This is a genomic window from Cedecea neteri, assembly GCF_000758325.1.
GTDB lineage: Bacteria > Pseudomonadota > Gammaproteobacteria > Enterobacterales > Enterobacteriaceae > Cedecea > Cedecea neteri_B.
This window is the reverse complement of record NZ_CP009459.1, coordinates 4,480,460-4,503,598: the sequence shown is the minus strand read 5'-3', so window position 1 is coordinate 4,503,598 and position 23,139 is coordinate 4,480,460. Positions and strand designations below refer to the sequence as shown.

General features: G+C 56.3%; 21 protein-coding genes. 10 read left to right on the top strand and 11 right to left on the bottom strand.

Translation table 11 applies throughout. From position 1 onward, the window contains the following. The first annotated feature begins 42 nt into the window (after window positions 1–42). Window positions 43–372, top strand: a complete 330-nt coding sequence (locus LH86_RS20970) for a YbaB/EbfC family nucleoid-associated protein (protein WP_008460260.1) — start codon at window positions 43–45, stop codon at window positions 370–372. Between the two features lie 40 nt (window positions 373–412). On the opposite strand, the gene LH86_RS20965 is transcribed toward LH86_RS20970, so the two are convergent. After that, complete coding sequence (locus LH86_RS20965) at window positions 413–1,318, bottom strand: LysR family transcriptional regulator (RefSeq protein WP_039305506.1); 906 nt, start codon at window positions 1,316–1,318, stop codon at window positions 413–415. A 108-nt stretch (window positions 1,319–1,426) separates the two neighbouring features. Here LH86_RS20965 and LH86_RS20960 point away from each other — a divergent pair, with 108 nt between their 5' ends. The 3 genes from LH86_RS20960 (at window position 1,427) to htpG (ending at window position 4,989) form a co-directional block, all read left to right on the top strand. Next, on the top strand, window positions 1,427–2,296 hold the full coding sequence (locus tag LH86_RS20960; protein WP_039305503.1) for a pirin family protein: 870 nt from the start codon (window positions 1,427–1,429) through the stop codon (window positions 2,294–2,296). Between the two features lie 102 nt (window positions 2,297–2,398). Further along, window positions 2,399–3,004 (top strand): recombination mediator RecR, encoded by a 606-nt coding sequence (gene recR, locus LH86_RS20955; RefSeq protein WP_039295974.1) that lies wholly within the window; start codon window positions 2,399–2,401, stop codon window positions 3,002–3,004. Window positions 3,005–3,114: 110 nt separating this feature from the next. Next, a complete protein-coding gene (htpG, locus tag LH86_RS20950) occupies window positions 3,115–4,989 on the top strand; it encodes a molecular chaperone HtpG (RefSeq protein WP_039306449.1) in 1,875 nt (624 codons plus the stop codon). 140 nt (window positions 4,990–5,129) lie between these two features. On the opposite strand, the gene LH86_RS20945 is transcribed toward htpG, so the two are convergent. After that, window positions 5,130–5,480: a hypothetical protein gene (locus LH86_RS20945; RefSeq protein ID WP_039305501.1), complete on the bottom strand. Its 351-nt coding sequence runs from the start codon at window positions 5,478–5,480 to the stop codon at window positions 5,130–5,132. 400 nt (window positions 5,481–5,880) lie between these two features. Between LH86_RS20945 and adk the strand changes: the two genes are divergently transcribed. The 3 genes from adk (at window position 5,881) to LH86_RS20930 (ending at window position 8,990) form a co-directional block, all read left to right on the top strand. Next, window positions 5,881–6,525, top strand: a complete 645-nt coding sequence (adk, locus tag LH86_RS20940; RefSeq protein ID WP_039305499.1) for an adenylate kinase — start codon at window positions 5,881–5,883, stop codon at window positions 6,523–6,525. Window positions 6,526–6,659: 134 nt separating this feature from the next. Next, window positions 6,660–7,625, top strand: coding sequence for a ferrochelatase (hemH, locus tag LH86_RS20935; RefSeq protein WP_039305498.1), 966 nt, complete (start codon window positions 6,660–6,662; stop codon window positions 7,623–7,625). A 60-nt stretch (window positions 7,626–7,685) separates the two neighbouring features. Beyond that, window positions 7,686–8,990, top strand: coding sequence for an inosine/guanosine kinase (locus LH86_RS20930; RefSeq protein ID WP_039305497.1), 1,305 nt, complete (start codon window positions 7,686–7,688; stop codon window positions 8,988–8,990). 71 nt (window positions 8,991–9,061) lie between these two features. Here the strand turns inward: LH86_RS20930 and ybaL are convergent, their stop codons facing one another. Further along, window positions 9,062–10,738, bottom strand: a complete 1,677-nt coding sequence (gene ybaL / locus LH86_RS20925) for a YbaL family putative K(+) efflux transporter (RefSeq protein ID WP_039305496.1) — start codon at window positions 10,736–10,738, stop codon at window positions 9,062–9,064. A 217-nt stretch (window positions 10,739–10,955) separates the two neighbouring features. Further along, complete coding sequence (locus LH86_RS20920) at window positions 10,956–12,173, bottom strand: MFS transporter (protein ID WP_039305495.1); 1,218 nt, start codon at window positions 12,171–12,173, stop codon at window positions 10,956–10,958. Window positions 12,174–12,361: 188 nt separating this feature from the next. Here LH86_RS20920 and ushA point away from each other — a divergent pair, with 188 nt between their 5' ends. Continuing rightward, window positions 12,362–14,014 carry a bifunctional UDP-sugar hydrolase/5'-nucleotidase UshA gene (gene ushA, locus LH86_RS20915; RefSeq protein ID WP_039305494.1) on the top strand — a complete coding sequence of 551 codons (1,653 nt, stop codon included), beginning with the start codon at window positions 12,362–12,364 and terminating at the stop codon, window positions 14,012–14,014. Between the two features lie 3 nt (window positions 14,015–14,017). On the opposite strand, the gene ybaK is transcribed toward ushA, so the two are convergent. From ybaK to copA, 3 genes are all read right to left on the bottom strand, one after another. Next, window positions 14,018–14,497: a Cys-tRNA(Pro)/Cys-tRNA(Cys) deacylase YbaK gene (gene ybaK, locus LH86_RS20910; protein WP_008460244.1), complete on the bottom strand. Its 480-nt coding sequence runs from the start codon at window positions 14,495–14,497 to the stop codon at window positions 14,018–14,020. Window positions 14,498–14,705: 208 nt separating this feature from the next. Continuing rightward, window positions 14,706–15,506: a TraB/GumN family protein gene (locus tag LH86_RS20905; protein WP_039305491.1), complete on the bottom strand. Its 801-nt coding sequence runs from the start codon at window positions 15,504–15,506 to the stop codon at window positions 14,706–14,708. Between the two features lie 104 nt (window positions 15,507–15,610). Then, entirely contained in the window at window positions 15,611–18,115 is a 2,505-nt protein-coding gene (gene copA, locus LH86_RS20900) for a copper-exporting P-type ATPase CopA (protein WP_039305488.1), read from the bottom strand. A gap of 107 nt (window positions 18,116–18,222) precedes the next feature. Here copA and cueR point away from each other — a divergent pair, with 107 nt between their 5' ends. After that, a complete protein-coding gene (gene cueR / locus LH86_RS20895) occupies window positions 18,223–18,633 on the top strand; it encodes a Cu(I)-responsive transcriptional regulator (protein WP_008460239.1) in 411 nt (136 codons plus the stop codon). Here cueR and LH86_RS20890 read toward each other — a convergent pair. After that, the gene (locus tag LH86_RS20890; RefSeq protein WP_039305485.1) at window positions 18,630–19,076 is read right to left on the bottom strand and encodes an NfeD family protein; all 447 of its coding nucleotides are present in this window, start codon (window positions 19,074–19,076) and stop codon (window positions 18,630–18,632) included. The two genes, cueR and LH86_RS20890, sit on opposite strands and share 4 nt — an antisense overlap. Further along, on the bottom strand, window positions 19,073–19,987 hold the full coding sequence (locus LH86_RS20885) for an SPFH domain-containing protein (protein ID WP_039305483.1): 915 nt from the start codon (window positions 19,985–19,987) through the stop codon (window positions 19,073–19,075). The genes LH86_RS20890 and LH86_RS20885 overlap by 4 nt, the downstream gene beginning before the upstream one ends. A 243-nt stretch (window positions 19,988–20,230) precedes the next feature. Between LH86_RS20885 and cfa the strand changes: the two genes are divergently transcribed. Then, the gene (cfa, locus tag LH86_RS20880) at window positions 20,231–21,382 is read left to right on the top strand and encodes a cyclopropane fatty acyl phospholipid synthase (protein ID WP_039305481.1); all 1,152 of its coding nucleotides are present in this window, start codon (window positions 20,231–20,233) and stop codon (window positions 21,380–21,382) included. A gap of 41 nt (window positions 21,383–21,423) precedes the next feature. Here the strand turns inward: cfa and LH86_RS20875 are convergent, their stop codons facing one another. After that, the gene (locus LH86_RS20875) at window positions 21,424–22,278 is read right to left on the bottom strand and encodes a co-chaperone YbbN (protein ID WP_039305479.1); all 855 of its coding nucleotides are present in this window, start codon (window positions 22,276–22,278) and stop codon (window positions 21,424–21,426) included. Between the two features lie 59 nt (window positions 22,279–22,337). Next, the gene (locus LH86_RS20870) at window positions 22,338–23,090 is read right to left on the bottom strand and encodes an SDR family oxidoreductase (protein ID WP_039305477.1); all 753 of its coding nucleotides are present in this window, start codon (window positions 23,088–23,090) and stop codon (window positions 22,338–22,340) included. Window positions 23,091–23,139: the final 49 nt, after the last annotated feature.

The window sequence follows — 23,139 nt, the reverse complement described above, 5'->3', positions numbered from 1 at the left end:
CTCGCATTCTGCGAGGGCTGGCCCGATGAAAGAGAGAAGATTATGTTTGGAAAAGGCGGTCTGGGTAACCTGATGAAGCAGGCCCAGCAGATGCAGGAAAAAATGGCCCAGGCTCAGGAAGAAATCGCCAACATGGAAGTCACCGGCGAGTCCGGCGCGGGCCTGGTGAAAGTGACCATCAACGGGGCACACAACTGCCGCCGTGTCGAAATCGACCCAAGCCTGATGGAAGATGACAAAGAGATGGTTGAAGACCTGGTTGCCGCAGCCTTCAACGATGCTGCTCGTCGTATCGGCGAAGCGCAGAAAGAAAAAATGGCTGGGGTTTCCAACGGCATGCAGCTGCCGCCGGGCTTCAAAATGCCATTCTGATGCTTTCCCGCCTTCTCCCGCCCGGGAGAAGGCTGTTTTTTTACTCCTCGTCCAGCGCCTGATAGCTCTCCGCCAGAAAATCAATCAACGCCCGCACCGCCGGTAACTGCCCTCGACGGGAAGGGAAAACCGCATGCACGACCTCCATTCTTGCTCGCCATTCTGGCAACACGTGAACTAACTTGCCCTGCGCCAGCGCGTCGTTAAGCATCAGCTTCGGGAGCTGCACGACGCCAATGCCGTTGAGCGCCGCGGTGCGTAGTGCGATCATATCTGTCGTCACAAAGCGAGGTTTGTGGTGAACAATCACTTCCTGCTGTTCGGGGCCAAACAGACACCAGCGATAAGTTTGCTGCGGCCTGTCCAGCGCCAGGCTCGGCCAGTGGGCGAGATCCGTTGGGGCTACAGGCATACCCTGGTGGGCAACCAGCTCCGGGCTGGCCACCAGACACATGCTGCGGGTGGCCAGCTTGCGCATCACCAGATCGCTGTCTTCCAGCGGCAAAGGCCGGACGCGAATCGCTAAATCAACGTTTTCGTTCAGCACGTCCACGCGGCGGTTGGTTTCCTCAAGCTGAATCACAATCTGGGGATACAGGCGCATAAAGCGCGCCAGCATCTCGCCGACATGGACATGCAGCAGTGCTATCGGGCAGGTGAGGCGGATCAGCCCCCGTGGCTCTGATTTTAGCGTGTCGATGGCTTCCTGCGCCGCTTCGGCTTCAATCATCATCGCCTTGCAGTGGCGGTAGAAGATCTGCCCGGCTTCGGTGACCGTGAAGCTGCGCGTCGAGCGCTGCAGGAGGCGGGTTTCAAGCCGCTCTTCCAGCAGCGCAATGCGGCGGCTCAGGCGGGATTTCGGAATGCTGATAACCCGGCTGGCGGGTGAAAAACCGCCGTTGTCCACCACCTGCACGAAGTACCACAGGTCGTTTAAGTCCTGCATTTCTATTGTCCTGTTAATGGAACACTGAGTCCATTTTAGCACTCTACCGGGCTGAGCGTCTGACAGGTAAGCTTTATCCCATCAGAAACAACCCTTGTGGAGAGAATCATGAAATCAATTCTTGGCGTTTATACCGCACCGGCTTCCCATTGGGTGGGGGATGGTTTCCCGGTCCGTTCGCTGTTTTCGTACTCAAAATTTGCCGAGCAGCTTAGCCCGTTCCTGCTGCTGGACTATGCGGGCCCGGCAGAATTTAAACCGAGTAATAAAGGCCAGCGCGGCGTGGATCAGCATCCGCATCGCGGGTTTGAAACTGTGACTATCGTCTACAAAGGCGAAGTGGCGCACCGCGATAACGCGGGCAACGGCGGCGTGATTGGCCCGGGTGACGTGCAGTGGATGACCGCCGGAAGCGGGATCCTGCACGAGGAATATCATTCTCCTGCGTTCAGCGAAGCGGGCGGCAGCCTGGAAATGGTACAGCTGTGGGTCAACCTGCCGGCAAAAGACAAAATGACCACTCCTGGCTATCAGCCGATTACCGACGGCGATATTCCGCTGGTCGATTTGCCGGACAATGCCGGTCAAGTTCGCGTGATTGCCGGTGAGTTTGACGGAACCAAAGGCCCGGCCAGGACCTTCTCGCCAATCAGCATTTGGGATTTGCGTCTTAACCCGCAGGGCGTCACCCAGTTAGCGGTGAAAGACGGCTGGAACACGGCGTTGGTGGTGCTGAAAGGCACGGTGCTGGTCAACGGTGAAGAGGTGGCTCGCGAAGCGCAGTTGGTGGTGCTGGATGCTAAAGGCGAAAGCGTAACCCTTGAAGCCAATAATGACGCGGTGGTTCTGCTGCTCAGCGGTGAGCCTCTGAATGAGCCGGTGGTGGGTTATGGCCCGTTCGTGATGAACACCAAAGAGGAAATTCATCAGGCCATCGATGATTTTAATCAGGGCCGTTTCGGCAAAGACATCGCGTAAACTTTTCCCCCGGCGAGCTATCGTGCGGGGGATATCTTTTCCTATACCCATCCGCGGGGCTAATGTTAGGCTATAGCCCACTTTTTCTCACAAGCCCGAGCGATGCAAACCAGTCCTTTACTCTCAGCCCTTATGGAATCCCTGCGCTGCCTGCCCGGCGTTGGCCCGAAATCCGCCCAGCGTATGGCGTTTGCCCTTTTACAGCGCGACCGCAGCGGCGGCATGCGTCTGGCTCAGGCGCTGACCCGCGCGATGTCCGAGATTGGCCATTGTGCGGATTGCCGTACCTTTACCGAGCAGGAAGTTTGCTCCATTTGTTCCAACCCGCGTCGCCAGGAAAACGGCCAGATTTGTGTGGTGGAAAGTCCGGCGGATATTCACGCCATTGAGCAAACCGGCCAGTTCTCAGGCCGCTATTTTGTCTTAATGGGGCATCTCTCGCCGCTGGACGGCATTGGCCCGAACGACATTGGACTGGATCGCCTTGAGCAGCGCCTTGCCAGCGAGCCGATGAAAGAAGTTATTCTTGCCACCAACCCGACGGTAGAAGGCGAAGCCACTGCGAACTACATTGCCGAGCTGTGCGCGCAGTACGGCGTTGAAGCCAGCCGTATCGCTCATGGTGTGCCGGTGGGCGGCGAGCTGGAAATGGTTGACGGCACTACGCTTTCGCACTCACTGATCGGTCGTCATAAGATTAATTTTTAATCGCCTGGGGGAGGTTTTTGCCTCCTCCTGCTTGAAAAGGCACAAATCGCTACCATATCCCCCTCAACGTTTTCTTCATCCCGTATGATTTTGTTGAGGTATCAATGACCATGAAAGGACAAGAGACCCGCGGTTTTCAGTCAGAGGTAAAACAGCTTCTGCACCTGATGATCCACTCTCTGTATTCAAACAAAGAAATCTTCCTGCGTGAGCTGATCTCCAACGCCTCCGATGCGGCAGACAAGCTGCGCTTCCGCGCCCTGTCTAACGCCAACCTCTATGAAGGTGACGGTGAACTGCGCGTTCGTGTCTCTTTTGACAAAGACAAGCGCACCCTGACCATCGCCGATAACGGCATCGGCATGACCCGCGATGAAGTCATTGATCATCTGGGCACCATTGCGAAATCCGGCACCAAAGCTTTCCTCGAGTCTATGGGCTCCGACCAGGCGAAAGATAGCCAGCTTATCGGCCAGTTCGGCGTAGGCTTCTACTCTGCGTTTATCGTGGCGGACAAAGTCACCGTTCGCACTCGCGCCGCTGGTGCTAACGCAGAGCAGGGCGTGTTCTGGGAGTCTGAAGGCGCGGGCGAATACACCGTGGCCGACATCGAGAAAGCCGATCGCGGCACCGAAATCACGCTGCACCTGCGTGAAGGTGAAGATGAATTCCTGGACGACTGGCGCGTTCGCTCCATCATCAGCAAATATTCTGACCATATCGCTCTGCCGGTTGAGATTGAACAGCAGGAAGAAAAAGACGGTGAAACCATCGTCAGTTGGGAAAAAATCAACAAAGCTCAGGCGCTGTGGACTCGCAGCAAGTCTGAAGTCAGCGATGACGAATACAAAGAGTTCTACAAGCACATCGCCCACGACTTTACCGACCCGATTGCCTGGAGCCACAACCGCGTGGAAGGTAAGCAGGAGTACACCAGCCTGCTGTACATCCCTGCGCAGGCACCGTGGGATATGTGGAACCGTGACCACAAACACGGGCTGAAACTCTACGTGCAGCGCGTGTTCATCATGGATGACGCGGAGCAGTTCATGCCGAACTACCTGCGTTTCGTGCGTGGCCTGATAGATTCTAACGATCTGCCGCTGAACGTTTCCCGTGAAATCCTGCAGGACAGCCGCGTGACTCAGAACCTGCGCAGCGCGCTGACCAAGCGTGTGCTGCAGATGCTGGACAAGCTGGCAAAAGACGATGCCGAGAAATACCAGACTTTCTGGAAAAACTTTGGCCTCGTGCTGAAAGAAGGCCCGGCGGAAGATAACGCGAACCAGGAAGCTATCGCTAAGCTGCTGCGCTTCGCGACCACGCACAACGACTCCTCCGCGCAGACCGTGTCGCTGGAAGAGTATGTCTCCCGCATGAAAGAAGGCCAGGAGAAGATCTACTACATCACCGCCGACAGCTACGCGGCGGCGAAGAGCAGCCCGCATCTGGAACTGCTGCGTAAGAAAGGCATCGAAGTTCTGCTGCTTTCCGATCGCATCGACGAGTGGATGATGAGCTATCTGACCGAGTTCGACGGCAAGGCATTCCAGTCAGTCAGCAAGACCGACGAATCGCTGGATAAGCTGACGGACGAAGAGACCGAAGAAGCGAAAGAAGCCGAGAAGGCGCTGGAGCCGTTCGTGGACCGCGTGAAAACCCTGCTGGGCGAGCGCGTGAAGGAAGTGCGTCTGACTCATCGCCTGACCGATACCCCGGCGATCGTGACCACCGACAGCAACGACATGAGCACCCAGATGGCGAAACTGTTCGCTGCTGCGGGCCAGGAAGTGCCGGAAGTGAAGTACATCTTCGAGCTTAACCCGGAACATGCGCTGGTGAAACGCGCTGCGGATACGCAGGATGACGCGCAGTTCGGTGAGTGGGTTGAGCTGCTGCTTGACCAGGCGCTGTTAGCCGAGCGTGGCCAGCTGGAAGATCCTAACCAGTTCATCCGCCGCATGAACCAGCTGCTGGTTTCTTAAGTCGGGTGATTGTCTGATAAAAACCACCTGCATCGGCAGGTGGTTTTTTTTACTTAAATATTCAGGCACAGTAATTACAGAATAAAAAGTAAGGTTTTTTTTCTGTCGGAATACGGGTTATGGGTGTTGAATTTAAGATATTACAGCCACTTTATTTTGCTTTCCCAACCTTTAAGTTCCATGCACTGATTAAATAACTGATCCCGGCTTTCGCTATTCACGTCCATCACATAGCTTTCTATTTCTGGCTTTTTTACCGCCCGGGTTTTCTCGCCATCACAGTCATCTTTTTTAGTACAGGCTTCGTAGTAAGTGGTGTACTTAGTACGTTGTGCAACCTCATTCCTCACCGGAAAAGCCTGCCGGGACTGGATTTCACAGTCGCCACGTGCGCTGGTGTACTCCTGCGCGTTACTGCGGGTTTTTACCCACTGAGATGTGCATCCGCTAAGCAGTAAACAACAGATAATGGCAATTAAGGTCTTATTCATGGCGGGCGCTCTTCCTCTTAGCAAAATAGATCTCCTGATTAACAGCCTGACGCTAAAGCGCGTCGGCAGGCTGCGCTGGCCGTCATTATAATTGCTGTACATAAACCATATCTATATAGCGAGCCTTTTTCAGCAAGCCTGACGGTTCATGAATTACCAGACGAAGACCTTATTATTCCCCGATGAGATAAGGGATAAGTCAGCTGTTGTAAAATAAAAACGCTACCTGGCTGAACCGATTCTGGCTTCAGTCAGGGCCGATAAATGGTCGGGATTCAGGCGGAATCGAGGTCCTGGGCTTCAGCCTGAGGGCCTCCCTTCCTTGTGATGATACCGCCTTTAGTGGTATGGTTTTCGCCTCAAATTCGATTGAATAATTAAATGTATGGGGAATTACGCAATGCGTATCATTCTGCTCGGCGCGCCGGGCGCAGGTAAAGGGACTCAGGCTCAGTTCATCATGGAGAAATACGGTATTCCGCAAATCTCCACCGGTGATATGCTGCGTGCCGCGGTCAAATCTGGTTCAGAACTGGGTAAACAGGCCAAAGACATCATGGATGCTGGCAAACTGGTGACCGATGAGCTGGTTATCGCCCTGGTTAAAGAGCGCATTGCGCAGGAAGACTGCCGTAACGGTTTCCTGCTGGACGGTTTCCCACGCACTATCCCGCAGGCAGACGCCATGAAAGAAGCGGGCATCAACGTTGACTTCGTGCTGGAGTTCGACGTACCGGACGAACTGATCGTTGACCGCATCGTTGGTCGCCGCGTGCACGCGGCTTCCGGCCGCGTTTACCACATCAAATTCAACCCGCCTAAGGTTGAAGGTAAAGACGATGTGACCGGCGAAGAGCTGACCACCCGTAAAGACGACCAGGAAGAGACCGTGCGTAAACGCCTGGTGGAATACCATCAGATGACCGCGCCGTTGATCGGCTACTACTCTAAAGAAGCGCAGGCGGGTAACACCCAATACGCTAAAGTTGACGGCACCCAGGCCGTGGCTGACGTGCGCGCTGAGCTGGAAAAAATCCTCGGATAATTTCCCGCCGCAAAAATGAATACCAGGGCATGCCCTGGTATTTTTTTGCCCCTATTTTCCCCTTTCACTGTAATCGGTTCTCGTTTCGCTCTTTTACGTTACAATTGAAGGCAATTTATAGATAAGGGGTGGGAATGAATCAGGAAAAAATTGGCATCTTACTGGCTAACCTTGGTACGCCGAGCGCCCCGACGCCGGCGGCGGTCAACCGCTATCTTCGTCAGTTCCTGAGCGATAAGCGCGTGGTCGATACGCCCCGCTTGCTTTGGTGGCCGCTGCTGCGCGGCGTCATTCTGCCGATCCGTTCACCGCGTGTCGCCAAACTCTACCAGTCCATCTGGATGGAAGAAGGCTCGCCGCTGATGGTTTACAGCCGTCGGCAGGAAAAAGCGCTGGCGCAGCAGCTGCCGGACACGCCGGTTGCGCTGGGGATGAGCTACGGTGAACCGTCGCTCAAAAGCGCCGTGGACGACCTCCTGGCGCAGAACGTGACGCACATTGTGGTGCTGCCGCTTTATCCTCAGTTTTCCTGCTCAACCGTGGCGGCCGTATGGGACGAGCTGGGGCGAATCTTTGCCGATTACCGCAGCCTGCCTTCTATTTCTCTGATTCGCGACTACGCGACAGAGCCGGCGTACATCAACGCGCTGGCGGCCTCAGTCAAACGCTCTTTTGCCGAACACGGTGAACCGGACGTGCTGCTGCTTTCCTATCACGGTATTCCGCAGCGCTATGCCAACGAAGGGGATGACTACCCGCAGCGCTGCCGCGACACCACCCGTGAACTGCTGAGCGCTCTTGAGCTGCCGCCGGAAAAAGTGATGATGACCTACCAGTCCCGCTTTGGTCGCGAGCCCTGGCTGATGCCGTACACCGACGAAACGTTGAAAATGCTGGCCGAAAAGGGCGTGAAGCATATTCAGGTGATGTGCCCGGGCTTCTCCGCTGACTGCCTGGAAACGCTGGAAGAGATGGCGGTCCAGAACCGGGAAGTGTTTATTGAGGCGGGCGGCACGAAATATGAGTACATTCCGGCGCTGAACGACGATCCGGCTCATATCGCGATGATGATGGATCTGGTGGATCGGTATCGCAAATAGAATCCTGAGGCGGGGAATGTTACTATTCTCCGCCTCATTATTCAGCCCCGTAACGACACCATGAAATTTCCCGGTAAACGCAAATCCAAACACTACTTCCCCGTAAGCGCCCGCGATCCGCTCCTACAGCAAACTCAGCCTGAGGCCGAAAGCGGCTCTTCCTGGGTGGTCGGTATTGACCAGACGCTGGTCGACATTGAAGCCAAAGTGGACGATGAATTTGTACAGCGCTACGGGCTGAGTTTTGGTCACTCTCTCGTGATTGAGGATGATGTGGCCGATGCGCTCTACAAAGAGCTGGTGGATAGCAATCTGATTACCCACCAGTTTGCCGGGGGCACCATCGGCAATACCATGCACAACTACTCGGTGCTGGCCGATGACCGCTCTGTGCTGCTCGGCGTGATGTGCCGGAATGTCGAGATCGGCAGCTACGCCTACCGCTACCTCTGCAATACCTCCAGCCGGACCGACCTTAACTACTTGCAGGGCGTTGATGGCCCGATTGGCCGCTGCTTTACGCTGATTGGCGATCAGGGCGAGCGTACTTTTGCCATCAGTCCTGGCCACATGAACCAGCTACGTGCGGAAAGCATCCCGGAAGAGGTGATTGCCGGGGCATCCGCGCTGGTGCTGACCTCTTATCTGGTACGCTGCAAGCCGGGCGAGCCGATGCCGGACGCCACTATGCAGGCGATTGCCTGGGCGAAGAAACACAACGTGCCGGTGGTGCTGACCCTGGGCACCAAGTACGTGATTGCCGAGAACCCGGCCTGGTGGCAGGCCTTCCTGAGCGATCACGTTTCGATTCTGGCGATGAACGAAGAAGAGGGTGAAGCGCTAACCGGTGAAAGCGATCCGCTGCTGGCCGCCGACAAGGCGCTGGACTGGGTGGATCTGGTGCTTTGCACCGCCGGGCCTGTGGGCCTTTATATGGCTGGCTATACCGAAGAGACCGCGAAGCGTAAAACCCAGCACCCACTTCTGCCTGGTGCGATTGCCGAATTTAACCAGTTCGAATTTAGCCGCGCGATGCGCCTGAAAGACTGCGCTGAGCCGCTGCGAATCTACTCCCACATTGCGCCATATATGGGCGGCCCGGAGAAGATCATGAACACCAATGGCGCAGGCGACGGCGCGCTTGCGGCGCTGCTGCACGACATCACCGCGAACAATTACCACCGCAGTAACGTGCCGAACTCCAGCAAGCACAAGCTGACCTGGCTAACTTATTCCTCTTTGGCCCAGGTGTGCAAATACGCCAACCGCGTGAGTTATCAGGTCCTGAATCAGCATTCGCCACGCCTGACGCGCGGCCTGCCTGAGCGGGAAGACAGTCTCGAAGAGTCTTACTGGGAACGTTAAGCTGAAAAGCTGAGCCTGAATGCTCAGCTTTTTTTTGCGTGGGCAGGTGCCAGACCTGCCCTATAAGAGAATTAACCCGTCACCGCTTCCTGCGCCACCGGCGGTACCAGCAGCCCAAGCATGGTATTGGCAATCTCCCTTTCTCCCATCACCACCTGATTAGCGCCACGCTCGGTGATGTAATCCACCTCGTCGTCGTAATGTGCGCGGGCGATGATTTCGATATCCGGGCATTTTGCTCTGGCTGTTGCGACGATTTCACCGGCTTCGTAGCCGTTAGGGATAGTCAGCAGCAGCCAGCGTGCGCAGTCCAGATGCGCCAGATTCATGATCTCTTCGTTTGCGGCATTGCCCAGCACGGCGCGGATGCCACGCTCGCGCAGCTCATCCACGCGGCTGCGGGAGGTTTCAATCACCACCAGCGGCACGCCTTCGGCCAGCAGCTTCTCGCCCAGCAGGCTGCCGACGCGGCCATAGCCGACCAGCAGCGCATGGTTGCAGATATCCACCGGGATTTGCTTTTCTTCCTCGATGGCCTCTTCCAGAGTTTGCTCGTCCAGCGTTTCTGTTTTTTCGAGATAACGCTCAAGCACGGCAAACAGAATTGGGTTCAGCATAATCGACAGAATTGCGCCAGCCAGCACCAAATTCTGCCCCGTTTGCGGCAGCAGATTCAGCGCCATGCCGAGACCGGCCAGGATAAAGGCGAACTCACCGATCTGCGCGAGGCTGGTGGCGATGGTCAGCGCGGTACGTTGGGAGTGGCCAAACATGCGCACCAGCAGGAACGCGGCCAGCGACTTACCGAAGATGATGATGGCCAGCGTGCCCAGTACCGCCAACGGTTCCTGTATCAGAATCAGCGGATCAAACAGCATGCCGACGGAAACAAAGAACAGCACCGCAAACGCATCGCGCAACGGCAGGGTGTCGTGCGCCGCACGGTGGCTCAGCTCGGACTCATTCAGCACCATACCGGCAAAGAAGGCACCTAGCGCAAAGGAGACATCAAACAATTCAACCGCGCCGAATGCGATACCCAGCGCCAGCGCCAGCACGGAAAGGGTAAACAGCTCGCGGGAGCCTGTTGCTGCGCTACGAGCCAGAATCCACGGCACAAGGCGGCGGCCTACCAGCATCATCAGGGCAATAAAGGCAGCGACCTTCCCGATGGTGATCGCCATATCCAGGCTCAGGGAAGCCAGACCAACGTCGCCTTTTTCCAGCATCCCGGCGACGGCGGGTAACAGCACCAGCGTCAACACCATCACCAGGTCTTCAACAATCAGCCAGCCGATGGCAATCTGCCCTCGCTGGGTGTCAATTAGCTGCCTTTCTTCCAGCGCGCGCAGCAGCACGACGGTACTTGCCGTCGATAAACAAAGCCCAAAGACGATACCGGTTATCACCGACCAGCCCATCAGCCAGGAAAGCGCCATGCCCAGCAGCGTCGCGACGCCTATTTGCGCGATAGCGCCGGGGATGGCGATGGCCTTTACCGCCATCAAATCCTTCAATGAAAAATGCAGCCCGACGCCGAACATCAGCAGAATCACGCCTAATTCCGCCAGCTCAGGGGCAAGTTTGGTATCAGCAACAAAACCGGGAGTAAAAGGTCCCGCCAGCACGCCAGCTAATAAATAGCCCACCAGCGGAGATATGCGCAGCTTGTTAGCCAGCATACCCAGTAAAAAAGCGAGCACGAGACCACCAACAATGGTGGTGATAAGCGGTGTGGCGTGATGCATTCCGTCTCCTTTGGTTGGCCGATGTTCCAAAACGTTCTGTTACACAGTTTATGACAAATTCTTTATCGGCGTTTATGAATAATTGTTGAATTTTGAATAAAAAGCGCATTTCGATAAAAAATAGGCTCTGAGTAGCATTTAACTCAGTTATCTGGGGCGACTACCAGAAGGGTATGGAGACAGGAGGCGGCCAAAGCAATACTTTGGCCGCTAAAATCTACGCTTTGTGGCGATTATCGGGCAGGAATATTGTCATAATGCCGAGTAGCGGCAGGAAGGCACATATTTTGTAGACCAACTCGATGCTGGTGTGGTCAGCAATTAACCCAAGCACCGCTGCACCCAGCCCGCCCATACCGAAGGCGAAGCCGAAAAAGAGCCCGGAAACCATACCGATACGGCCAGGAAGCAGTTCCTGGGCATACACCAGGATGGCGGAGAACGCGGAGGCCAAAATAAAGCCAATGATCACCGTCAGGACGCCCGTCCAGTAAAGTGAGGCGTAGGGTAAAACAAGGGTAAATGGCGCCACGCCGAGGATAGAGCCCCAAATCACGTATTTTCTGCCAATTTTATCCCCCACAGGGCCACCGATCACCGTGCCTGCTGCGACGGCAAACAGGAAAGCGAACAGGTGAATTTGGGCGTTTTGGACGGATAATCCGAATTTTTGCATCAGGTAGAAAGTGAAATAGCTGCTGATGCTCGCCATATAAAAGTATTTAGAGAAGATAAGCAGCAGCAAAATAGAGACTGCCAGAATCACTTTGTTGCGCGGCAGCGGGTTGACCACCGGCACGGCAGGGCGGCTTTTGGCGATTTTATGCTGAGCGGCGTACCAGCGGCTAATTTGCAGCAGAACCACGATGGCCAGCAGGGCGGCGAGCACGAACCACGTCACGTTACCTTTGCCGTAAGGCGCGATAATAATAGCTGCCAGCAATGGCCCCAGAGAGCTACCGAAGTTACCGCCCACCTGGAACAGCGACTGCGCAAGCCCGTGACGGCCACCGGATGCCATACGCGCCACGCGCGAGGACTCAGGGTGGAAGACGGACGAACCGGTACCCACCAAAGCAGCTGCTACCAGAACGGCCGGGAAGCTGCCCGCCAGCGCCAGTAGCACCAGCCCGCAAAGGGTAAAACACATGCCGATCGGCAATGACCACGGCATCGGGTATTTATCGGTGTAGTAGCCCACTAGCGGTTGCAGCAGCGATGAAGAGAGCTGGAAGGTCAGGGTGATCATCCCGATTTGCATAAAGCTCAGGGAGAATTCGGCCTGTAGTAGCGGGTAAATAGCCAGAATCAGCGACTGGATCATGTCGTTAAGCAGGTGGGAGAGGCTTATAGCGCCGAGGATCCCAAATGCGGTGCGCGCTTTTTTTTGCTCCGGGGGCGTACCCGGCTGCGTGAGGGTTTGAGAGCTTGCCATAATTACCTGTACTAACGGTTATTGTTTTTAGAACGGGCGACGCAGGAAATCGCCCGGAAGAAATTCTTACCCTGCTAACATACTCGCGCAGGGGATTTGAAGAAAGTCGCATTTCGGAAAAGATAGCTGTCTATCCTGTTAGCTATCTGTTATTTCTGCGCAGTTACATTTTGACATGGAGATTTGCAATGCGGTTTGCTGCGAAAACAATCACCACGGCGCTGCTGGTGGCATTGAGTTTAACCAGCGCTTCAGCGCTGGCCTGGGAAAAAGACAAGACCTATAAAATTACCATTCTTCATACTAACGACCACCACGGTCACTTCTGGCGGAATGAGTACGGAGAATACGGCCTGGCAGCGCAAAAAACGCTGGTAGACAGCGTGCGTAAAGAAGTGGCGGCAGAAGGTGGCAGCGTGCTGTTGCTGTCCGGCGGCGATATCAACACCGGCGTGCCGGAATCAGACCTGCAGGATGCTGAACCAGACTTTCGCGGCATGAGCCTGATTGGCTATGACGCCATGGCCGTCGGTAACCACGAATTCGACAACCCACTGTCCGTGCTGCGCCAGCAGGAAAAATGGGCGAAATTCCCGCTGCTGTCCGCCAACATTTATCAGAAAAGTAGCGGTGAGCGCCTGTTTAAACCCTACGCGATTTTTAAACCTCAGGGCATTAAAGTGGTTGTTATCGGCCTGACCACCGACGACACGGCCAAAATCGGCAACCCGGAATACTTCACCGACATCGAATTCCGCAAACCTGCGGAGGAAGCCAAACTGGTGATTCAGGAGCTGCAGGGCACCGAAAAACCTGACGTGATCATCGCTGCGACCCACATGGGCCACTACGATAACGGCAACCACGGCTCAAATGCGCCTGGCGATGTTGAAATGGCTAGAAGCCTGCCGGAAGGCGCGCTGACGATGATTGTGGGTGGTCACTCACAGGATCCGGTCTGCATGGCGCAGGAAAACCAGAAGCAGAAAGATTATGTGCCGGGCACACCGTGCGCGCCGGACAGGCAAAACGGCACCTGGATTGTGCAGGCGCATGAGTGGGGGAAATACGTCGGGCGGGCAGATTTTGAGTTCCGCAACGGCGAGATGAAGCTGGTGCACTATCAGCTGATCCCCATCAACCTGAAAAAGAAAATCACCTACGATAACGGGCAAAGTGAGCGCGTACTTTACACGCCTGAAATCGCCGAAAGCCAGCAGATGCTCTCCCTGCTGACGCCGTTCCAGAACAAAGGCCAGGCCGCGCTGAAGGTGAAAGTGGGCAGCGTGGACGGGCATCTGGAAGGCGACCGCAGCAAAGTGCGCTTTGTGCAGACCAACCTGGCGCGCGTATTGCTGGCGGCACAAATGGCCCGAACCAACGCAGACTTTGCGGTGATGAGCGGCGGCGGCGTGCGTGATTCCATCGAAGCCGGGAATATTACCTATAAAGATGTGCTCAAGGTGCAGCCGTTCGGCAACACCGTGGTTTATATCGACATGAACGGCAAAGACGTTGAGGAATACCTCACGGCGGTGGCGCAGAAAACGCCGGACTCCGGGGCTTACCCGCAGTTCTCTAACGTCAGCTTCACCTCTACCGGCGGCAAGCTGAGCAACCTGAAAATCAAAGACCAGCCGATTGATCCGGCCAAAACCTACCGCATGGCGACGCTGAGTTTCAACGGCACCGGCGGCGACGGTTACCCGGAAATCGATAAAAAGCCGGGCTACGTCAACACCGGGTTTGTCGATGCGGAAGTCCTGAAACAGTACATCGAACAGAACTCCCCGCTGGACGTAAATGCTTACCAACCTAAGGGCGAGGTAAGCTGGAACTAAGCGTTAATCGCGGCGGGCGATATCGGCGAAGCTGGCATCCAGCAGCTTCGCCAGGTCGCTTGCCGCGAGTTCGATATCCAGCCCGCGCTTGCCGCCGGAAATGTAGATGCTGGCAAACTCTTGTGCCGGGGCATCAATCACCGTCGGCAGGCGTTTTTTCTGCCCCAGCGGACTGATGCCGCCCACCAGATAACCGGTGATTCGCTGCGCGACCATCGGGTCCGCCATTTCAACTTTCTTCACGCCCAGCGCCTTAGCGACCTTTTTCAGGTCAAGCTGCCCGGCCACCGGCGTCACCGCCACGGCCAGATGTTTCATGTCGCCATTCAGCGCCACAAGCAGCGTTTTATAGACCTGGTCGGCATTCAGCCCCAGCTTACGGACCACTTCGTCGCCAAAGTTGGTTTCCAGCGGATCGTGCTCATAGGCATGAATTTGAAAGCTGATTTTGTTTTTTTCGAGGAGTTTTACCGCGGGAGTCATGGTTTCCTTCTTTATTCGTTGTTTTGAAAACGCACAAAATAGTAATCATAGTGATATACTTGACGAGTAATATAGCGCTACACAATAGTGATGGCGTAAACCATCACATTGAGCGACAATTCAGCTTCGGTTGCTTCGGCAGCCGGGATAAACAGAATAATAAATGAAATTCCTCTTTGACGGGCCAATAGAAATATTGGCCATTTTTTTACCCTTTTTTCAGCATTTCTGGCAGGTTACCTTCGCCGTAAAGGTGCAATGCCCCCACCGCAACCACATAGCGCCCGGCGGGTAGCTGCTGTAGAAACGCCTGCCACTGGCGGTTTCGCTGATGCATCAACACGTCATACAGCGCATCGCCAAAGGTGTTCGGCAGCGCGATATTGCCCTGCTGCGGCGGCGTTTCCAGCCACCAGCCGATCATGATTTGCAGCAGCCGCGCGTTGGTGTGCCAGTGTTCCAGCGTGTCGTTCAGCAGCGGCAGCCCGCCCTCAGGCAACCCCTTCAGTAACTCTATCTGGCTTTGCGCGCCTTCAAGCTCGGTGACCGGTACGCCGTAGCGTTGTGCGGCTTCCAGCAACTGATAGTCAATGCCGTAGTCGGGGCGGAGGCCAAGCCGCTGGGCCTGGTGCGCCTGTAAAATCAGTGCCACTTGCCAGGCCGGCTGGTGCTCAATGCTGCTCAGCGAAATACCTAACTCGCTGCAAAGGCTCAGCACCTGCTGGTAATCGTCGGGAGCCAGACGCGCCTCCAGCTCGATGTCCTCCGCTATTTCGCTGAACGGCGAATCGCCGGAGCGGATATCCGCCTCAACAATCAGCGCATCTGCCGCGCGAAGTTTGTCCACCAGGCGGGCGGAAAGCGGAGCCATGTCCCGGGTGCCCATATGAATGCTGCCCACGAGGTGCAAATGGCGTTTGCCGGGGAGCGTGATATCAAGGGCAGGCCAGGGATAAGTGGAGGCTGTCAGGCTGGAAAACAGTGCGCTAAGACGTTGGAACAAACCCATATCGCGATTCCCTGGCTAAAAAGCCATGCTAACGTCCTGGGCTGGAAGGGGAAAGGAAAAAGTCGGCCTTCCGCTCAAAAGGAGAAGGGAAGGCCGCAGAGAAGTTAGTCTTTCGGTTTAAAGCGCAGCAGGCGGTTGGCATTGCTGACCACGGTGATGGAAGACAGCGCCATCGCGGCACCGGCAACCACCGGGTTGAGCAGCGTGCCGGTCAGCGGATACAGCACGCCCGCGGCAATCGGAATGCCAAGCGAGTTGTACACGAACGCCCCCATCAGGTTTTGCTTCATGTTCCGCAGCGTGGCTTTGGAAATGGCCAGCGCATCGGCAACGCCTACCAGACTGTGGCGCATCAGGGTAATGGCGGCGGTTTCAATGGCGACGTCGCTGCCGCCACCCATCGCAATCCCTACCTCGGCCTGAGCCAGCGCCGGGGCATCGTTAATGCCGTCGCCGACCATCGCCACCTGGCGGCCCTGCTGCTGCAGTTGTTTGATGGCGTCAGCTTTGCCGTCCGGCAGCACGCCCGCAATCACCTCGTCAATGCCAACTTCTTTGGCAATCGCGTTGGCGGTTACCGGGTTATCGCCGGTGAGCATGACCAGGCGGTAGCCGTTGCGGTGCAGGCGCTGGAGTGCACTGAGGCTGTCGCTGCGAAGCGGGTCGCGGATGGCTAACAGCGCCATGAGCTGGCCGTCTACCGCCAGCAGTACCGGAGTTGCCCCCAGGCGAGCCTGAGCATCAATGCTGTCGGCAAGTGGCTGAGTGTCCACACCCTGCTCGTCGAGCAACGCTTTGTTGCCCAGCAGCAGTTTGTGCCCGTCCACGTCACCGCTGACGCCAAGCCCGCGCAAAGTGCGGAACGACGTCACTTCCGGCAGCGTTGAACCGCCTGCTTTTTCAATGATGGCGCGAGCCAGCGGGTGGCTTGAACCCTGCTCAAGCGCGGCTGCAAGGCGTATCGCTTGTACCTCATCCACGCCGGAGCGGGTTTCCACGGCAACCACCTGCGGTTTGCCTTCGGTCAGCGTGCCCGTTTTGTCAAAGACCACGGTATCCAGCGTGCTGGCGCGCTGCAGGGCATCGGCATCACGAACCAGAACGCCAAACTCTGCGGCACGGCCCACGCCTGAAATAATCGACATCGGCGTGGCAAGGCCCAGGGCGCAAGGACAGGCGATAATCAGCACCGTGGTGGCGATAACCAGGGTGTAAACGATCTGTGGTGCAGGACCGACGAAGTACCAGATGGCGGCGCTGATCAGCGCAATAGCCACCACGACCGGCACAAATACGGCAGAAATTTTATCGGCAAGCTGGCCGATTTCCGGCTTGCTGCTCTGCGCCTGGCGAACCATGCGGATAATGCGCGACAGCGTGGTGTGGCTGCCGGTGGCGGTGGCGGTGAACAGCACGCTGCCGTCCTGCACCACGGTACCGGCGTGAATGCCATCGCCGTTTGATTTTTGCATCGGCACCGGTTCACCGGTCAGCATCGCTTCGTCGAACCAGGCTTCGCCCTGGGTGATTTCCCCGTCAACCGGCACGCGGTCGCCGGTGGTCAGGCGCAGCGTCATTCCGGCGGTGACTTCCGCCAGCGGTAAAGTTTTCTCGCCTTCTTCCGTCACCACTCGCGCGGTCGGCGGCGTTAAGTCCAGCAGGCGTTCAAGCGCTTTAGAAGAACGTTGACGGGCGCGCTGCTCAAGCATATGGCCGAGGTTAATCAGGCCGATGATCATCGCGCTGGCCTCGTAGTAGAGGTGGCGGGCTTCCATCGGGAAGTGCTGCGGCCAGATATTCACGGTAATCGAATAGAGCCAGGCCGCGCCGGTACCGAGGGCGACGAGCGTGTCCATGGTAGCCGCGCGGTTCATCAGGCTGCGCCAGGCGCTACGGTAAAAATGACCGCCGGCAAAGACCATCACCGCAAGAGTAATAATACCGATGGTCAGCCACAGGGAGCGGTTGTTCTCGGTGACCATCATATTGTCGCCGATCATGCCCCAGACCATCACCGGGATCCCGACGGCAAGGGCGACAATCGCCTGCCAGCGGAAGCGTTTCATCGCGGCGTTCGCCGTTTCTTGCTGGCGCTCGCGGCGTTTCTGATCGTCTTCAATCGCTTCGGCACCGTAACCGGCACTTTCCACGGCTTTGACCAGCGATTCTGCGGAGGCGGTGCCCATCACCAGCGCACTGCGCTCCGCAAGGTTAACCCGTGCCTGGCTGACGCCCGGTACATTTTGTAAGGCATTTTGCACCCGGGAGACACAGCTGGCGCAGCTCATACCGTTGATCAGCAACTGCTGGCTGTCATCGTCGGTAGACGCTGCCGGAAGCGAAGGGGCGACCGCTGTCAGTGCTTCCGACGGAGTTGATGACTCTGCCAGCGGTTCAGCCTTTGGGTGGCTGGCGACTTCTGCGCCGTATCCCGCTTGTTGGACAGTTTCCACTAACGCTTCCGGCGTAGCGCTGCCGGTAACGCGGGCGTGGGTTTGGGTGACTTCAGCCTGCTCAACGTCTGCACGCTGCTCGAGGCTCTCTTTGACGCGTTTAACACAATGGCCGCAGGTCAGGCCATCCAGATTCAGATCCACAATGTGTGACATCGCAAGACTCCTGTATGATGGTGAGGTGAAATATTGACCGAAAGGATGATTCGGTTAACTATGAAAGAGGTTAAACCTTCCATCAAGGGGAAGGTCAAGGAGCAAAAATGAATATTAGCGATGTGGCGAAAAAAACCGGGCTAACCAGCAAGGCGATTCGTTTTTACGAAGAGAAAGGGCTGGTCACGCCGCCGTTTCGCGCCGACAACGGCTACCGCAGCTATACGCAAAAGCATCTCGATGAGCTGACGCTGCTGCGCCAGGCCCGTCAGGTCGGGTTTAATCTGGAAGAGTGCAAAGAGCTGGTGAGCCTGTTTAACGATCCGGCCCGGCACAGCGCGGACGTAAAAGCCCGCACTTTGCAGAAAGTCGCGGATATCGAACGGCACATTATTGAGCTGCAGAATATGCGCCAGCATTTGCTGACGCTGGCAGAGGCCTGCCCGGGCGATGACAGCGCCGATTGCCCGATCATCGACAATCTTTCCGGCTGCTGCCATCGCCACGAGATAAACTAAACCGCTTTAATTTTGAGCGTAATGCCTTCCACGGCCAGTACCATTACCTCACAGCCCGCCGGGAGATCTTCATCGGCGGTCACAGGCCAGCTGCTGTCGGCCACGCGAACATGCCCCCGGCCGTTGACCAGAGCGGTTTCCAGGCGGAAGCGGCGGCCAACCAGCTGCTGCCCGCGCTGATTCAGCACTTCACCCGGAATTTGTTGCTTGCGGCTGGACAGCCAGCGCCACCAGAGAAAGGCGGCGACCAGCGTCAACAGGGCAAAGCAGACGCCCTGTGTTTCCCAGCCAAGCGGCAGCAGCCAGACCAGCAGGCCGGTGATCACTGCCGCCACGCCGCTCCACAGCAGATAGCCGCTGGCGCCGAGCATCTCCGCCGCCAGCAGCAGTCCGCCAAGCGCAAGCCAGAAGACGTGTGGATGCGCGAGAATGCTGTCGATCATTTTTTACGCTCGGTGCCGCTCTGGGCGATAAGTTCGCTGATCCCGGCGATGGAGCCCATCAGGCTGGAGGCATCCAGCGGCATCAGCACCACTTTGCTGTTATTGGCCGACCCGATTTGCTGCAGCGCGTCGGTGTATTTCTGGGCCACGAAGTAGTTCACCGCCTGAATATCCCCTTTGGCGATAGCTTCGGACACCATCTGCGTGGCGCGGGCTTCTGCTTCGGCGCTACGCTCGCGGGCTTCCGCTTCGAGGAACGCAGACTGACGTTCACCCTCAGCTTTCAGGATCTTAGACTGCTTTTCACCTTCGGCTTTGACGATCTCCGCCTGGCGGATCCCTTCGGCCTCAAGAATATAGGCGCGCTTGGTACGCTCGGCTTTCATCTGGGCGTTCATCGCGTCAATCAGCTCAGCCGGCGGGCGAACGTCGCGGATTTCGATACGGGTGATTTTAATGCCCCACGGGTTAGTGGCTTCGTCGACGATGTGCAGCAGGCGGGTGTTGATGTTGTCGCGCTGGGACAGCATTTCATCCAGCTCCATTGAGCCTAGCACGGTACGGATGTTGGTCATCGTCAGGTTGATGATCGCCAGCTCAAGGTTGCTGACTTCATAGGCGGCGCGCGGGGCGTCAACCACCTGAATAAAGCACACGGCGTCGATGGCGACGTTGGCGTTATCTTTGGAAATGACTTCCTGCGAAGGGATGTCGAGCACCTGCTCCATCATATTGATTTTTCGGCCCACACGATCCATAAACGGCACCACAAGATTCAGGCCCGGCATCAGGGTTTTGGTGTAGCGGCCAAAGCGTTCGACGGTCCATTGGAAGCCCTGGGGCACGATTTTTACCCCGGCCGCTACAATCACCAGCGCCACGAGAATTAATACGGGGATCACGATAAACATTAAAAAAACCTCCTGTTTGTTTTGCATTCAGTCTAACCGCTTAACCTGAAACATTCAGCAACATCCCCTTGCCCGATGAGAATTAATTGCTGCTTTCCCTTTTATTATTCCTGAATGGAATGATTTTCATGGATTAAGTTCATTTCACGCATGGTGTTCGCAGGCGTAGTATCGGATGCTTCGGCAGCTCGCGCTATCGGGCGGGCGGTATTTGGCAAGAACACTTATCCCGGTGAGGAAGCAATGGGAACAATAATAGCTGAGCAGCATCAGGCGAATAACAACCGCTGGCAGAAAATCGTGGAAGAATTAATTTCACCCATGGCGATTGATATTGACGGCAACGGCCCGGCAGATATTCGGGTGAACAATCCAGACTTCTTCAAGCGAATATTACAGGAAGGTTCTCTCGGTCTGGGTGAAAGCTATATGGACGGCTGGTGGGACTGCGACCGGCTGGACATTTTATTTACCCAGATTTTGCGCCACGGCCTGGACAGCAAAATGCCAAAACACTTCTCCGACCTGCTGCGTATTGCCGGGGCCAGAGTTTTTAATTTGCAGTCTCGCAAACGCGCCTGGATAGTCGGCAAAGAGCATTACGATATTGGTAACGATCTGTTTGCGGCGATGCTCGATCCGTATATGCAATATTCCTGCGGCTACTGGAAAGACGCGGAAAATCTGGCAGAGGCCCAGCGTAACAAGCTGCATATGATCTGCGAAAAACTGCAGCTCAAAGCGGGCATGAAGCTGCTGGATATCGGCTGCGGCTGGGGCGGGCTGGCGCAATATGCGGCGCAGGAATATGGCGTCTCCGTCGTCGGCGTGACTATTTCGGCGGAACAGCAAAAAATGGCCCAGGATCGCTGCCGGGGTCTGGACGTGGAGATCCTGCTGCAGGACTATCGCGACCTCAACAGCAAATTTGATCGCATTGTTTCCGTCGGCATGTTCGAACACGTCGGGCCGAAAAACTACAATACCTATTTTGAAGTCGCTGCCCGCAATTTAAAACCTGACGGCCTGTTCCTGCTGCATACCATTGGTTCGAATGAAACGGATTTAAACGTCGACCCGTGGATCAATAAATACATCTTCCCTAACGGCTGTTTGCCCTCAGTGCGCCACATTGCCAGCGCCAGTGAAAAACATTTCATTATGGAAGACTGGCACAATATCGGGGCGGATTACGACAGAACGCTGATGGCCTGGGACGATAATTTCCTCCGCTGCTGGCCTAATATCTCGCGTAATTATGACGAGCGCTTCAAGCGGATGTTTACCTATTATTTGAATGCCTGCGCGGGCGCATTTCGCGCGAGGAATATTCAGCTCTGGCAGGTGCTGTTAAGTCCGAATGGGGTGGACGGCGGGATCCGAGTGTATCGATAAACAAAAGGCCGGAATATCCGGCCTTTTCTGTTTTCAGCTGATCAATACATCAAGGCATAAATCTGACGGCGATATTTAGATGCCAGCGCGTCGCCGGTGCCCAGCGCGGCCAGAATCTCCATCATCATTTTGCGTGCCTGGCCGTCGGCGGCCCCCAGGTCTTTTTTCAGGTGGGTATAAAGAAGCTCCAGCGCTTCTTCGTTCCGGCCAACCTGATGCAGCTGCAGCGCGAGCTGGCTGGCGAGCTGGGCGTTGTCCGGCTCGTTTTGCACCTGCTGCTGCAGCTGTTGAATTTCCGGCGTGTCGGCGGCCTGTTTCAGCAGTTCAATCTGGGAAACCAGCGCCTGATAGCGGGTGTCCTGGTCCTGCAGAGGCACGGTTTTCAGCACCGCTTCGGCGTCTTCACTGCGGTTCAGGGCAATCTGCACTTCCGCCAGCAGCAGGCCAATTTCGCTGTTCTGGCCGGACAATTGCCATGCATCTTTCAGCAGCGGCAGCGCTTCGGCGTGCTTGCCTTCCTGCATCAGCTCTACGGCCTGCTGGGCTTTCAGCTCTTCTTCACGCGGCAGCACTTTGTCGAGCAGGGCGCGAATCGCTTCTTCCGGCTGCGGCCCCTGGAAGCCGTCCACCGGCTGACCGTTCTGGAACAGATAGACGGTAGGAATAGAGCGCAGGCCAAACTGCGAAGCCACCATTTGTTCGGCGTCGCAGTCAACTTTGGCGAGAATAAACTGGCCGCTGTATTGGGCCGCGAGCTTGTCCAGCACCGGCGTGAGCTGCTCGCAATGTTGGCTGCGGGCAGACCAGAAATAAAACAGTACGGGCTTAGCCATGGACTGTTCCAGCGTCTGGTGCAGGTTCGCTTCGGTAATGTTGATAATGTTTTCTGCGGACATGGGCGATTCTCTGTTAAGCATTTGTTTTTTTACATGGGGGCTGAGGCCGGGACTTCAACTCAGCTCCGTAAAATTTTGTCCATTACGCACGCTGGCAGCAGGCGGCGCAGCACGGTAATCACGTGAGTCACCACGGTCACCGGGTAACGCAGCTTCGGCCTTGGGCTTTCAAAAGCATGACGTACTTTCGCTACCACCGCCTCCGGCCCGAGGGTAAACCGTGCGGCAATCCCAGGGTTCTCTACCGGCTTGTCGCTTTGGGTTTGATTGACGTTATCGGTAAAACGGGTGCGGATTGGCCCCGGCTCAATCAGGCTGACTTTAATCCCGCTGTGGCGAAGCTCCATACGCAGCGCGTCAGACCAGGCTTCCAGCGCGTATTTACTGGCGGCGTAGGCCCCGCGCCCCGGCGTGGAAATCAGCCCCATCACCGAGCTGGTCATCACGATGCGGCCTTCCTGATGAGGCTGCATGGCCGGCAGCAGCAGCATGGTGAGCTGGTGCGTACCGAAGAAGTTGGTGGCGAATTGCTGTTCAAGCTGTTCGCGGGAGATGGCGTTCAGCGGGCCGTACACGCCGTAGCCGCCGTTATTAAACAGCCCGTACAGGCGGTTGCCGGTGATGGCAATCACTTCGGCGGCGGCGCGTTGGACGCTTTCCGCATCGTCAAGATCGAGCTGAATGCCGGTAAACCCAAGCTGATTCATGCGCTCTACATCGGCCGGTTTGCGGCAGGCGGCGAGAATGTTATAGCCAAGCTTCTGTAACTCCTGCGCGCTGGCTAAGCCAATCCCGCTGGAGCAACCTGTAATTAAAACGGATTTTGCATAACTTTACCCGAAGGGCGCCCCGATTATTGAT

Coding starts and splice junctions, on each gene's coding strand:
- LH86_RS20965 (WP_039305506.1), bottom strand. CDS start 1,318: ATGCAGGACTTAAACGACCTGTGGTACTTCGTGCAGGTGGTGGACAAC.
- LH86_RS20905 (WP_039305491.1), bottom strand. CDS start 15,506: ATGGGTTTGTTCCAACGTCTTAGCGCACTGTTTTCCAGCCTGACAGCC.
- hemH (WP_039305498.1), top strand. CDS start 6,660: ATGAATCAGGAAAAAATTGGCATCTTACTGGCTAACCTTGGTACGCCG.
- adk (WP_039305499.1), top strand. CDS start 5,881: ATGCGTATCATTCTGCTCGGCGCGCCGGGCGCAGGTAAAGGGACTCAG.
- LH86_RS20920 (WP_039305495.1), bottom strand. CDS start 12,173: ATGGCAAGCTCTCAAACCCTCACGCAGCCGGGTACGCCCCCGGAGCAA.
- LH86_RS20875 (WP_039305479.1), bottom strand. CDS start 22,278: ATGTCCGCAGAAAACATTATCAACATTACCGAAGCGAACCTGCACCAG.
- cfa (WP_039305481.1), top strand. CDS start 20,231: ATGGGAACAATAATAGCTGAGCAGCATCAGGCGAATAACAACCGCTGG.
- LH86_RS20930 (WP_039305497.1), top strand. CDS start 7,686: ATGAAATTTCCCGGTAAACGCAAATCCAAACACTACTTCCCCGTAAGC.
- ushA (WP_039305494.1), top strand. CDS start 12,362: ATGCGGTTTGCTGCGAAAACAATCACCACGGCGCTGCTGGTGGCATTG.
- LH86_RS20970 (WP_008460260.1), top strand. CDS start 43: ATGTTTGGAAAAGGCGGTCTGGGTAACCTGATGAAGCAGGCCCAGCAG.
- ybaK (WP_008460244.1), bottom strand. CDS start 14,497: ATGACTCCCGCGGTAAAACTCCTCGAAAAAAACAAAATCAGCTTTCAA.
- htpG (WP_039306449.1), top strand. CDS start 3,115: ATGAAAGGACAAGAGACCCGCGGTTTTCAGTCAGAGGTAAAACAGCTT.
- ybaL (WP_039305496.1), bottom strand. CDS start 10,738: ATGCATCACGCCACACCGCTTATCACCACCATTGTTGGTGGTCTCGTG.
- LH86_RS20885 (WP_039305483.1), bottom strand. CDS start 19,987: ATGTTTATCGTGATCCCCGTATTAATTCTCGTGGCGCTGGTGATTGTA.
- copA (WP_039305488.1), bottom strand. CDS start 18,115: ATGTCACACATTGTGGATCTGAATCTGGATGGCCTGACCTGCGGCCAT.
- LH86_RS20945 (WP_039305501.1), bottom strand. CDS start 5,480: ATGAATAAGACCTTAATTGCCATTATCTGTTGTTTACTGCTTAGCGGA.
- cueR (WP_008460239.1), top strand. CDS start 18,223: ATGAATATTAGCGATGTGGCGAAAAAAACCGGGCTAACCAGCAAGGCG.
- recR (WP_039295974.1), top strand. CDS start 2,399: ATGCAAACCAGTCCTTTACTCTCAGCCCTTATGGAATCCCTGCGCTGC.
- LH86_RS20960 (WP_039305503.1), top strand. CDS start 1,427: ATGAAATCAATTCTTGGCGTTTATACCGCACCGGCTTCCCATTGGGTG.
- LH86_RS20890 (WP_039305485.1), bottom strand. CDS start 19,076: ATGATCGACAGCATTCTCGCGCATCCACACGTCTTCTGGCTTGCGCTT.